16 protein-coding genes and 2 pseudogenes are annotated in these 10,693 nt (G+C 66.0%); 11 read left to right on the top strand and 7 right to left on the bottom strand.

Annotated features, from left to right (window positions below; genetic code table 11):
* Positions 1-310 precede the first annotated feature (310 nt).
* Entirely contained in the window at positions 311-562 is a 252-nt protein-coding gene (locus tag ACM6LR_RS39065; RefSeq protein ID WP_414945627.1) for a hypothetical protein, read from the top strand.
* Between the two features lie 277 nt (positions 563-839).
* Here ACM6LR_RS39065 and ACM6LR_RS39060 read toward each other — a convergent pair whose 3' ends face one another.
* Both ACM6LR_RS39060 and ACM6LR_RS39055 read right to left on the bottom strand, forming a co-directional pair.
* A complete protein-coding gene (locus ACM6LR_RS39060; protein WP_414941900.1) occupies positions 840-1,217 on the bottom strand; it encodes a DUF6292 family protein in 378 nt (125 codons plus the stop codon).
* Between the two features lie 86 nt (positions 1,218-1,303).
* The gene (locus tag ACM6LR_RS39055) at positions 1,304-1,744 is read right to left on the bottom strand and encodes an Hsp20/alpha crystallin family protein (RefSeq protein ID WP_414941790.1); all 441 of its coding nucleotides are present in this window, start codon (positions 1,742-1,744) and stop codon (positions 1,304-1,306) included.
* Between the two features lie 103 nt (positions 1,745-1,847).
* On the opposite strand from ACM6LR_RS39055, the gene ACM6LR_RS39050 reads away from it, so the two are divergent.
* The 7 genes from ACM6LR_RS39050 to ACM6LR_RS39020 all read left to right on the top strand — a co-directional run bounded on the left by ACM6LR_RS39050 (position 1,848) and on the right by ACM6LR_RS39020 (position 5,081).
* Positions 1,848-2,459 carry an HSP18 transcriptional regulator gene (locus ACM6LR_RS39050; protein WP_414941791.1) on the top strand — a complete coding sequence of 204 codons (612 nt, stop codon included), beginning with the start codon at positions 1,848-1,850 and terminating at the stop codon, positions 2,457-2,459.
* Between the two features lie 138 nt (positions 2,460-2,597).
* Positions 2,598-3,068, top strand: coding sequence for an Asp23/Gls24 family envelope stress response protein (locus tag ACM6LR_RS39045; RefSeq protein ID WP_414941792.1), 471 nt, complete (start codon positions 2,598-2,600; stop codon positions 3,066-3,068).
* On the top strand, positions 3,065-3,382 hold the full coding sequence (locus tag ACM6LR_RS39040) for a hypothetical protein (protein WP_414941793.1): 318 nt from the start codon (positions 3,065-3,067) through the stop codon (positions 3,380-3,382). The genes ACM6LR_RS39045 and ACM6LR_RS39040 overlap by 4 nt, the downstream gene beginning before the upstream one ends.
* Positions 3,383-3,401: 19 nt before the next feature.
* A complete protein-coding gene (locus ACM6LR_RS39035; RefSeq protein WP_414941794.1) occupies positions 3,402-3,578 on the top strand; it encodes a hypothetical protein in 177 nt (58 codons plus the stop codon).
* Between the two features lie 35 nt (positions 3,579-3,613).
* The gene (locus tag ACM6LR_RS39030; RefSeq protein ID WP_414945626.1) at positions 3,614-3,988 is read left to right on the top strand and encodes an Asp23/Gls24 family envelope stress response protein; all 375 of its coding nucleotides are present in this window, start codon (positions 3,614-3,616) and stop codon (positions 3,986-3,988) included.
* On the top strand, positions 3,985-4,512 hold the full coding sequence (locus ACM6LR_RS39025; RefSeq protein WP_414941796.1) for a DUF6286 domain-containing protein: 528 nt from the start codon (positions 3,985-3,987) through the stop codon (positions 4,510-4,512). The genes ACM6LR_RS39030 and ACM6LR_RS39025 overlap by 4 nt, the downstream gene beginning before the upstream one ends.
* Positions 4,509-5,081: an alkaline shock response membrane anchor protein AmaP gene (locus tag ACM6LR_RS39020; protein ID WP_414941797.1), complete on the top strand. Its 573-nt coding sequence runs from the start codon at positions 4,509-4,511 to the stop codon at positions 5,079-5,081. Before ACM6LR_RS39025 ends, ACM6LR_RS39020 begins: the two co-directional genes overlap by 4 nt.
* Before the next feature lie 4 nt (positions 5,082-5,085).
* Here the strand turns inward: ACM6LR_RS39020 and ACM6LR_RS39015 are convergent, their stop codons facing one another.
* Positions 5,086-6,024: an anti-sigma factor RsbA family regulatory protein gene (locus ACM6LR_RS39015; protein ID WP_414945625.1), complete on the bottom strand. Its 939-nt coding sequence runs from the start codon at positions 6,022-6,024 to the stop codon at positions 5,086-5,088.
* Positions 6,025-6,217: 193 nt separating this feature from the next.
* Here ACM6LR_RS39015 and ACM6LR_RS39010 point away from each other — a divergent pair, with 193 nt between their 5' ends.
* Positions 6,218-6,556, top strand: a complete 339-nt coding sequence (locus ACM6LR_RS39010; protein ID WP_414945624.1) for a DUF6545 domain-containing protein — start codon at positions 6,218-6,220, stop codon at positions 6,554-6,556.
* Positions 6,534-7,171: pseudogene (locus tag ACM6LR_RS39005) on the top strand (hypothetical protein). The gene ACM6LR_RS39010 and the pseudogene ACM6LR_RS39005 overlap by 23 nt, the downstream one beginning before the upstream one ends.
* A 41-nt stretch (positions 7,172-7,212) precedes the next feature.
* Here ACM6LR_RS39005 and ACM6LR_RS39000 read toward each other — a convergent pair.
* The 3 genes from ACM6LR_RS39000 to ACM6LR_RS38990 form a co-directional block, all read right to left on the bottom strand.
* Complete coding sequence (locus ACM6LR_RS39000; RefSeq protein WP_414945623.1) at positions 7,213-7,422, bottom strand: hypothetical protein; 210 nt, start codon at positions 7,420-7,422, stop codon at positions 7,213-7,215.
* 282 nt (positions 7,423-7,704) lie between these two features.
* On the bottom strand, positions 7,705-8,277 hold the full coding sequence (locus ACM6LR_RS38995; RefSeq protein ID WP_414945622.1) for a GNAT family N-acetyltransferase: 573 nt from the start codon (positions 8,275-8,277) through the stop codon (positions 7,705-7,707).
* Between the two features lie 163 nt (positions 8,278-8,440).
* Positions 8,441-9,592, bottom strand: a complete 1,152-nt coding sequence (locus ACM6LR_RS38990) for a helix-turn-helix domain-containing protein (protein WP_414945621.1) — start codon at positions 9,590-9,592, stop codon at positions 8,441-8,443.
* 196 nt (positions 9,593-9,788) lie between these two features.
* On the opposite strand from ACM6LR_RS38990, the gene ACM6LR_RS38985 reads away from it, so the two are divergent.
* Positions 9,789-9,920: a hypothetical protein gene (locus ACM6LR_RS38985; RefSeq protein ID WP_414941802.1), complete on the top strand. Its 132-nt coding sequence runs from the start codon at positions 9,789-9,791 to the stop codon at positions 9,918-9,920.
* Positions 9,921-10,543: 623 nt separating this feature from the next.
* On the opposite strand, the pseudogene ACM6LR_RS38980 reads toward ACM6LR_RS38985, so the two are convergent.
* Positions 10,544-10,693, bottom strand: a pseudogene (locus tag ACM6LR_RS38980) (MerR family DNA-binding transcriptional regulator); the annotation flags it as partial.

Genomic DNA, 10,693 nt, shown 5'->3' with positions numbered 1-10,693 from the left:
TGCCCTGTGCGTCTTTACTTCTCGATCCCGGAATACTGCTCCGGCCACCAGTCGAAACCTGTTCACAGATTGGCTTCGTCCTGCCTGGCCGCCTTGTCTCACTTCGCGGGTAGTTCCGTCATCTCCCACGCCTGCTTGACGTTGTCTCTCTCGGTACGAGAAGAACACTACACACACCCAAGCTTGAATGTCTACCCCCGCCATCATAAGTTTGTTCGTGTTCCGGCGGGAAGCTCCTTCGGAAGCCCGGAACCGCAGGTCAGCGGCGAGGGGCATACGGCCAAGGACACTCGGAAGGGTGACGAGGGGAATGAGTGACTCGATCGCGCGGCAGGATCCGTTCGACCTCAGCGGAGTGCGCGACCACCGGGAGTACGCCCGCGCTCTCGCGGGGCTGGTCGACCAGGGCCGTCGGGAACGCTGCGTCGCGCTGCTGTCGGAGATCGAGGCATATGTGGTGGCCGAGTTGCTCGGTCAGTACGCCCAGCTCGACCCCACCTCGGAGCTCAACCAGCTGGCTGCGACCCTCGGCAGCCGTCTCTACAGCCGACTCGGGGTTTGATCTCCTCGCCTGATCGCGCGGACCAGCCCGTCGTTGCCCGGGAACGAAGTGTCCGGGCAATCACCTTCAGAGCTGTCGCTTGTCGAAGAGCGTCAGGCGTGTCCTCAGTGAAGGCGGACACCACTTGGATTCGCGTGTCCCAGGATCACGCGTGGCGTTGTCACCGTCGACCAGGGGTCAGGCGTTCCCGAGGAGTATTCGAGCGCTGCCGTCGACACGAGAGATCATCGTGAACGGTGCGCTTGCCGAGCCGGTCATGCTTGGGGCAAAGCGCCCCTCAAGCCGGCCTGGACGTCATGGGTGGCGACGGCGGAGTGAGCTGTCCGACGCGGTCGTCGTCCGCACGCAAGGCGCTGACGAAATGCGCGACCCGGGCCGGTGGCGGGGTGGCGGTGGTCCCGCCGAGATAACGGAGGACGATGAGGTCCTCGCCGGAATGGGTCTCGATCGCCGCGGCCCAGCCGTGCATTTCGTCCCACAGCAGGGCGACGTCACGCCCGGGGTGGCGGGGGAGCCGCTCGTCGAGGGCGACGTAGGCCGAGACCGGGCTGTCGTGGTCGACGGTGCAGGATTCGAGGCCGATTCCCAGGGCGGCGGTGACTTCGGCGAGATAGCCCCACACATCGTCGCGGGTGTGGGAGTGGCGGGCAGGCATGACGAGTGTCGTGGTCAACGAGGATTCCCCTTCTTCCCCGGTCTGGTCCGGTGCGGGGCCCGCGGACCCCGCACCGGACCAGACACTCAGGCCTGGATCTTCCTGCGGTCGGACTCGGTGCCGGTGATCTCGATGCGCCGTGGTTTGGCCCTTTCGGCGACCGGGACACGCAGCGTCAGGACCCCGGCTTCGTAGTCGGCCGCGATGCGGTCCGTGTCGAGGGCGTCGCCGAGGAACAGCTGACGGGAGAAGACGCCCAATGGACGTTCGGAAACTTGCATCTGCACGTCTTTGCCGGGGATCGGCCGCCGTTCCGCCTTGACCGTCAGGACGTTGCGTTCGATGTCCAGTTCGATCGCGTCGGCGGCGACGCCGGGAAGGTCGAAGCTGACGACGAACTCGTCGCCGTCGCGATAGGCGTCCATCGGCATCGTGGCCGGTTTGGACCAGGTTCCCGGGTTCGCGGCGCCGGACATCTGCTGGGTGAGGCGATCCAGCTCACGGAACGGGTCTGTGCGCATCAACATCGGGTTCCACCTCCTGGGTTCGTTGTCTCTGGTGTCAACACGCCCCACTGTTCTAACATGTCATCGGAAAGATGACAACTGTTGAGTCGTCGATGGGATGACAATGAGGGACGCAGACCCGGCGCGGATGATCCGGACCGTGCATGACGTCGTGGCCGAGGCCCGGTCCGGCGCGGCGGAACCGGACCGGCTTTTGACGGCCTTGGCCGCGCTGAGGGCGGTGCGTGAAGAACTGGCCGCGTGGGAGCCGGAGCTGATCGCGGCGGCCCGGGCGGGCGGTACCAGCTGGACCTCGCTCGCTCCGGCGCTGGGGGTCGCGAGCCGTCAGGCGGCGGAGCGGCGGTTCCTGCGGTTGCGGCCGTCCGTCACCGGCGAGAACACGGGGGAGGCGCGGGTCGACGCGGAACGCGAGCGGCGGGCGGGGGATCGCGCCGTGGCGGACTGGGCCCGGCGCAATTCGGCGATCTTGCGGCAGCTGGCCGGGCAGGCAGGGGCGCTGGACGGGCTGGACGCCCAGGCGCGGGAAAGCGCGGACCGGCTCAGTACCGCGCTGGGCGAGAACGACGTCACCGGTCTGCTGGCGCCGCTTGCCGACCTGCGCGTCCACCTTCCGCGCGAGCACACCGGTTTCGCCGAACGGCTCGGGGAGATCGGGGCGCACACCGATCAGGTCCGGCGGGACGCCGTCGATCATCGCCGGGATCGCACTGCCTGATTTGACCCGGGCGGAGGGACGGGTGTCACACGATGGGGTCGTGACGATCTTCTCGGACCCGGGTCTTAGTGGTGTGGAAGTAAGGATGGACTCCGTGATCTTCCGCTGAGACCACAGGAACCGAGCAGAGGAGAAGTCATGACGAATTCGACTGCCACCCAGGCTCCGAGCAAGTCGACCGCGGTCGAGAAGACCGGCACGGGCGCGTTGGAGTCGAGCAAGGGTGCCACCACCATCGCCGACACTGTCGTGGCGAAGGTCGCCGGCTTGGCCACCCGTGAGATCTCCGGTGTGTACGACCTCGGGGGTGGCGCCGCCAGGGCCTTCAGTGCGATCCGTGAACGCATCCCCGGAGCCACGGCCTCGGCGAGCCAGGGCGTGTCGGTCGAGGTCGGCGAGAAACAAGCCGCGGTCGACCTGCAAATCCTCGTCGAATACGGCGTGTCCATCGCCGACCTGTCACGCGCGATCCGGAAGAACGTCATCGGCGCGGTCGAGCAGATCACCGGGCTCGAGGTCGTCGAGGTCAACATCAACGTCTCCGACGTGCACATCCCCGGTGACGACGAGGACGAGGACACCAAAACCGACACCGGCCGCGTCCAGTGAGCCCCGGCGTCGAGATCGACGCCGACCGCATCGCCACCGCTGTGCAGGCCCGGCCCCACATCGCGGGTCTGCACAGCGGCCGGTTCGGCGAGATCGCCACCCTGCTGCGTGGACGCCGGATCCCGGGGATCCGCATCCGCGACGACGAGATCACCATCGGCGTCACCGGCCGCTACCCGGCGACCGCCGTCGAGATCGGCGACGACGTCCGCACCGCGGTGGGGCCGATCGATCGCCCGGTACATGTCCGGATCGGCGACATCGCCTCGCCGGCCGATGAACCGGAGACGGTGCCCGACGCGTCCCTTTCCTGATCCACGCCAAGGAGAACCCATGAATTCCACGCATCTCGGCCTGCTCACCGGTCTCGCCCTCGGGCTCGCGGCCGCTTTCGGCGGGTTCGGCGCGTTCCTCGTCGTCCTGGTCCTCGGCGCCCTCGGGTTGCTGGCAGGCCGCGTCCTCGACGGCAAGCTCGACCTGTCGCAGCTCACCGGCCGCGACAGGGGCTGACCGCCATGACCGCCACTCTGCCGAGCCCCCCACCTATGACGGCTCCAGCCGACACCGCGGACCGGGGCGTTCTCACCATCTCAGACAGCACCGTGGAACGGATCGCGGCTCATGCGGTGACCGAGGTCGACGGCGTCGGCGGCGCCGCGAGCCGTGTGCTCGGTGTCGCCGTCGGCGGCGAAGACCTCGACAACAGCGCCAAGGTCACCGCGAAAGTCGCCGGTGGTACGGCCACCCTCGACGTCCGGATCTCTGTCAGCTATCCGATGTCGGTCGCTCGCGCCACGGAAAACGCCCGACGGCATCTGATGCGCCGCATCGAAGAGTTCACCGGTCTCACCGTGTCGCAGGTGGACATCACCGTGACCGCGCTGCACACCGCCACCGCCGAAACCAGGAGGGTCCAGTGAAACGCCGCCCACGCCGTAGCATCCCCGCGACCCTCACCGCGATCGTCCTGCTCGCGGCCTGCGCCCTCGTCGCGGTCGTCGCGATCCAGATGCTCCTCGGTGAAACTCCCTGGATTCGCTACGACACAGTCGCCGGTGCGTTGCACGACACGCGCTGGAGCGACGTCATACCGGCCATCGTCGGCGCCGGCGTGGTTCTGCTCGGGCTGATCCTGATCTTGGCGGCGGCACTGCCGGGCAAGCCCACCGTCCTGCCGCTGCGGGGTGATCTGGACTCCGGAGCTTCGCGCCGAAGCTATCGCTCCACCCTTCGCGCCGCGGCCGCCGCGGTGGACGGTGTGTCCGGCGCGACGGTGAAACTCAAATCCCGCACGGTCGCCGCGAAAGTGAGTACCGGGCGGACGACCACCGATGGGCTCGCGGATGCCGTCCGCGGCGCGATCGCGCACCGGCTCGACCAGATCGATCCCGCCCTCCGCCCGGCCGTCAAGGTCAGGGTCCGTTCCGCCAGGAGCGCGTCATGACCAGTCTCAACCGGCCCGCCCGCCTCAATCGCACTTTGCTCGCCTTCTTCGGACTTGTGCTGATCGCGGCCGGCGCCTTCACCCTGCTGACCCATTTCGGCACGCTCACCGTCCTGAAACCGGAATCCGCGCTGGTACCAGGAACGGGACAGCCACCTACCTGGGCGCTCTATGTCACCACCGCGGTCGCGGTGGCGCTGGGCCTGCTCGTGCTGCGATGGCTCATCGCGCAGCTGACCCGCAAACCCAAGACCCACACCTGGCGCTGTGAAACCGACCCCGCCTTCGGCCGCACGGAGCTGGCCGCGAGCACCGCGATCGAGCCGTTCACCACCGAGGTGACGGACTATCCCGGCGTCCACGCCGCGCACGCGACGCTCGCGGGTACCCGCGACACACCGGCTGTCGCGCTGGTGATCAGTGCCGAGCAGGACGGCGACGTCACCGAGATCCGTCGTCGGATCGACACCGACGGCTTGCCCCGATTACGGCAAGCACTCGATCTCGACACGCTGCCGGCGACCGTCGAGTTCCGCTTTTCCGCCAAGACGGGCGCCCGCGCGCTCTAGCCGATCACAGCTGGAAATGAACGCGCATGGTCGTGCCGTGAACGTCAGTGTGGAGGCGTACGAGGTCGGCCATGTGGTTGACCAGCAGAAGGCCGCGGTTGCGCAGTTGGCCGGGCGCTGCGGGGCGTCGTCCGGCCAAGGGGTCCGTCATGGCGCCGTGGTCGTTGACCTCGCAGACGAGATGCCGGTCGGTCGTCCAGATCCGCAGCCGACCCGATCCGCCGCCGTGGTCGACGCTGTTGGCGATCAGCTCGGTGACGACCAGTTCCATGTCTGCCGCCTGATCATCGGACAGGCCGGCATGGTCGGCGTGGGTGCGCGCGAGGGCGCGGGCTCGGGCGAGGTTGGTGGCATCGACGGCGAGTTCGGTGGCGTCGGCCGGTTCGGGCAGCGGCCGGTTGTAGTCGGCGATGACACGCACGGGGTCATAGGCCGCGCTGGTCCGCCGTCCGGCGCCGTCGATGAGAAGCGGATGGGTCGCTTCGGCGTCGGTCAGCACCGCCGGTGCCAGGTTCTGCGTGTCGTAGGGGCACAGGATGGTGAGGTCCCGGCCGGTGAAAGCAAGGTTGATCAGGGCTTCGTGCTGGACGCAGGCTGGGTATTCCTGGTCGGTGCGACCCGGCCAGATGGGTTCGCCGATGATGCGGACGTGCTGCCCGGCATGGGCGTCGGCGAACGCGCGAAGGACACCAGGGATGATCCGTCCGGGGTTTCGCCCGGCGATGGTCATATCCAGAAACCGCACTCGTTCGGCGTCAGGGCCGAGTTCGGCCCGTAGCAGGACGAGGTTGTCTTCCGGCACTGCTACGGTGACGGGTTCCTCAGCGGCAATTCCGGCCAGGACGAAGGGGACAGTACCGGCCAGGTACTCCTCGGGTCCTCGGTAGAACAGGGCGGGGTGAACGAACGACTCGGCGCCGGGTGCGCAGGCGAGTTTGCTCATGATGCCCTTTTTTCCTCGCCGATCACCTGCAGGCATCTCTGGCCGGGAACCGGACCACATGGAGCTGGCTGGTGTGTGAGGAACTCACAAACGCAGCGTACGCCGGTCGGCCACGGCCGTGAGGCCAGTACTCTCTGTGCTCGCACTATCGACCGTCGGTACGTGGTCGGCTTGCGGTCGTTGAAGGACTTCGATGCTTTCGGGCTCCGGCTGCCACCATTCCCGGTGCTCGACGTGCCAGGCGTCGTCGTCACAGGTCAGCCACGTGCGCCGCTCCAGCCGGCCGAGGCGGCCCGGCGCGAACCGAGCGTACGCGCAGGCCGTGACCATCGCCACGGCCCTGGGCACCGCGGAGCGTGGGACACCGGTGCACGCCGAGTGGCCGGTACCGTTCACTCCGGGCGAGGCCACTGACGACTACCGCGAGGAAGCCGCATGGCTCGCGACGGTCGCCACCGCCTACAGCACGTCCACCACCGTCGCTGAGATCCTGAAGGAGACCAGCAGCCATGCCGCCGACCCCGTCCACTGAGTCTGCGACCAGCGAGACCCGGAAGCGCGCGGCACGCATCGCCACCGAAGTCCTCGCGCCCTGGGTCTGGGTCCTCGGCCTGCCGCTCGTCGTCGCGTGGAAAGTCACCGGCTACCACCTCGGCGAGACGCTGTTGTGGGGCTCATCGTCGGTGTCACCGGTTCGCTGATCCCGATGGCCGCCATCGTGCGCGGCGCCAAGCAAGGGAAATGGGACAGCCACCACGTCACCAACCGTGCCGGGCGCCTCATCCCGTTCGCCGCGTGCATCGGCTCCCTCGCGTTCGGTTTTGTCGTCCTGATCGTCGGCAACGCGCCGCACGAGATGATTGCACTCGCGGCCGCCGAACTCGCGTGCCTCCTGGTCGCGCTCGCGGTTACGTTCGGATTGAAGTTCAAGATCTCGATGCACGCCATCGTCGCGGCCGGTGCCACTGTGATGCTTATGAGCGTCTACGGCCCCTGGCTCGCCCTGCTGTTCCTCGGCGTCGCCTGGGTCTGCTGGTCACGCGTCGAACTCAAAGACCACACCACCGCCGAAGTCAGCTTCGGTACGGTCGTGGGTCTTCTCGTCGGCGGTGGCAGCTACATCACACTTGCCGCCGCACTGGCATAGCAGAGGTGGGGGCGCTGCTGTTACCAGTGCCCCCACCCTGGTCAGGGCTTCTTCTCGTTCTGCTGCTCGTCTTCCTTGCGAATGTCCTCGAACTCGTCTTCGGCGTTGGGGTTCGTGGATTCGGTCTTCCACCAATCGTTGGGGACATACACGAGAGACGAGTCGGACGCGACCTCGATGGGGTCGCTCAGTCCCCGCTCGGTCCTTATGCGGTACGGGAGCGCGGCTACGAACTCTTCGAGGGTGATCATTCGTCGTCGTCCGCGCTCTTCGAGCTGCCGATCAATTCGCTGACGTCAACAATGTCCTCTCCATCGTCCCCGTCGGAAAGCCACCAACGAATTTCGAAGCGGGATAGCACGCGATCTCCTAACCTGATGAATCGAATTTCTTGCAACTAGAATGCCAGGACGCGATGTCCTGGACTGATTTTGGCAAGCTGGAACATTGGGCGTGAATCACATTCGCGCCCAATGTGCCCTCTATGGCCATTTTGATGATGTTGACGCAGGTAAATTGTGGAATGCACTGGATCAGTGTTCTTCTGTCCACTCGCTGCTGAGAATCGAGTAGAGGACAGAATCGCGCCACGATCCGTTGGTGAAGACGTGATCGCGGAGAACGCCCTCCCGTTTGAACCCGAGTCGGCCTACAACCCTCTGAGAGGCATGGTTGTCCGGGCCGATCGCTGCGGTAACCCTGTGCAGTTCCAGATTCGTGAATGCGAACTCAAGCATGGTCGAGACTGCATCCGATGCGAACCCTCGGTTCCAGCAGTCTGCGGCCACGGCGTATCCGAGCTTCGCGGCCTGCGCTCCTGATAGGGCGAGTCGGCAGAATCCGATCAGGGTGTCGTCGTCCCTGCGTGTGATCGCGAGGTAGTACTCGTTCCGAGGTTGAGATCGCGCACGCTGGACCGCGCCGTCGACCATGGCTTTTGCTGCTTTTTCATCGCGGCTGTCGAATGAGAGGAAATGCGTCACCCGATCATCACCGACGATTCGGTGCGCGGCAGGCCCGTCGGACTCCCGGAACTCCCGAAGCTGGGTCCTGGCGCCGATCGGTTGAACGCCCGTCCACGCTTCCTCTGTGCTCTTTGCGGTCACTGGGACAGCGCCAGTCGCTGAGAGGTGAACGCACGCATTGAATCACCCAACTCATTGAGGGTGCGGCCTTCGGCTTCGATCGTCGCGAGGCAGCGCTGTACGTACCCGACGGCTGTAACGACGCCGTGCGTTCGCTGGCCAATGGGCAACTCCCGGACCCCCGTCATTGCGTCGGCGGCCCCATCGAACTCGGTTCCGGCGATCCTCGCGATGGCGAGGGCGCACCGTGTTCCTGCCTCGTCGCCGAACGCCCGATCGCCGGCCGGAGCCGCTTCATAAGCGGCGATCGCTTCGAGCGCAAATCGCTCGGTCGCCGCGGCAGCGTCGTTCCCCGCCCAGGCCAACGCTTCCGCGGCGTAGTAAAGCTGGCGCGGCCGATTGAACGTGAAAAGCCGCCCAGGTCGTCCAGATCATCGCTGCGAGCGAGTTCGCGCGCCTCGGTCGCTCTATCGACTGCCTGGCGGGCGTCGTCGAACTGGCCGAGTGCTGCTAGCGACCGAGCTTCCCCAGACGCGAGCCACACGGCGGACGTGTTCCTGCTTCGCTCCGCGAACTCGCCGCCTTGGCGCGCGTACTTGAGCGAATCGGAGTAGCGGCCAGCCCAATAAGCGATGAGTGACTGCAACCCCTTGGCCCAAGCCTTCAATCCGTCGTGCCCGGCATTGTCTGCGGCTGTAAAAGCTGCTCGCGCATGGACCATTGCTTCGTCCGACGCGCCGATATCGTGTGAAGCACGCGCCATGAGCCCGGATGCGACACCAGCGAGAAGATGGAGATCCCGACTTTGCTTCGGGCGTTGTCGACCTTCAAGTAGACCGAAGACCTGGTTCTGCGTTTCGCTCATGTCGCCCAGTAAGGTTTCCAGTGGCTTCTGCTGGTAGGCCACTGTCAACCGGCGAACGTCGTCGGTCAGTTGGTCCAAGGTCTCTGCTCCCACGTTCGATACCTCCGTCCTGCTCAGGAACTCGCGTGCCCGCGTTGCGCTCCTCGCGATTACCTGTCGTTGCCAGTCGTACCGCTCGTGGTCAGGCGGTAAACCGCTTGATTCCATCGGGCTTGCCTGGAGGACGAGACCGCTCCCTACGGCCGGACCCAAGTGCCGAGAAGCGGCTTCACCGAAGATCTGTTCGAGTGCGGCTTGAGCGTGGGCGTAGGGCCGCTTCTTCAGGTCGCCGTTGACCCACCGGTACGCCTGGCGCTCCGACATCTCAGTTCCCGTGATCTCCCGAAACCGGTCCATCAGATCTCTGAGCGTCATGCGCTTCTGCTTCATCAGCTGGTCAAGGCGGGTACGCGGCAACTCACTGTCCACCATCACGCCCTCCTCTGCCCCGATGGCTCCAGATTAGGGCGAGTGCCCTCGTCGGGGCGAGCCCAGCTGGCAGAAGGCAGAAGAAGGCAGAAGAAGTCAGGGATCACGGCATTCCGAAGTCAGAGTCCTGCGCGCCAACCTGGAGGTATCCAACACGCTGCGTTACCAGCGGTGATAGGCGAACGACCAGGAGCAGCACATGTCTCAGCTGCAGGATCAGAAGCACGGCGCCGCCACAGGCCACGTCGCCGAAGACGTCGTGGCGTGCGACCGGGGCGACCTCGGACTGCGGCAGGGAGCCCGACGTGGGAACGGCTGGGACTCACAGTGACCCGAGACGGGATGCACGGACTCTGGCTCGACCAGTCGGATAGCTCGACCCACTGGAACCTGCCTGACGTTCCGGCCGCTCGGTAGCGGATGGGGGTGGAGTGGCTCCACCCCCATCACACCGGCTTCAAAGCCTGAATGCCGCCATGCTGCGAGACCAGCCTAAGTGCCTCTGAACTGCGGTTATGTGGGGAACGCTTGAGGTGTCAGTGCCAACTTGACTTTGGGGACGCTCAACGCCGCCAATGTCACATTGGGGGCATCGAACGAGTCACCGGTACGCCACCTTCGCCTTACCGCGCCTCGAAATGAGTCACCTTGGGAAGAGCGTCAGCTCTGAACCAGGCTGTCGTCGCGACCGCGGAACTGCCCGCCACGCACGTACCGGGTGCTGTTTTCGCCGAGTTGCACGGCGCCGTAATCTTCTGCCTCGACTGGTTTGGGCCGAACCCCGGGTTCGGACGGCGCGACCGGTATCGCGCCGGCGGCCGTCGACCTTGGTTGACCAGGGCCTGTGGGGGAGCGGCCATGGTGAGGCGACGATCTTCGTGATCACCTGTGTTTCATGAGGGAGCGCGCGTCCGGAAGCGGTGTGCCGCGGGCTGTTGCGGCACACCTGGCGGTTTAGTCGGTGGTGGGGAGTGTGTGGTTTTGGTGTTGTGCGTCGTGGAGTTGGTCTTCGAGGGTGATGATGCGGCAGGCGGCGTCGAGGCCGGTGCCGTTGTCGACTAGTTCTCGTACGCGTGCGGCGAGGCGGAGTTGGTGGCGGGAGTA

It is taken from the genome of Amycolatopsis sp. cmx-11-32, assembly GCF_047608695.1.
Taxonomy (GTDB): domain Bacteria; phylum Actinomycetota; class Actinomycetes; order Mycobacteriales; family Pseudonocardiaceae; genus Amycolatopsis.
This window is presented reverse-complemented; position numbering and strand designations above follow the sequence as displayed.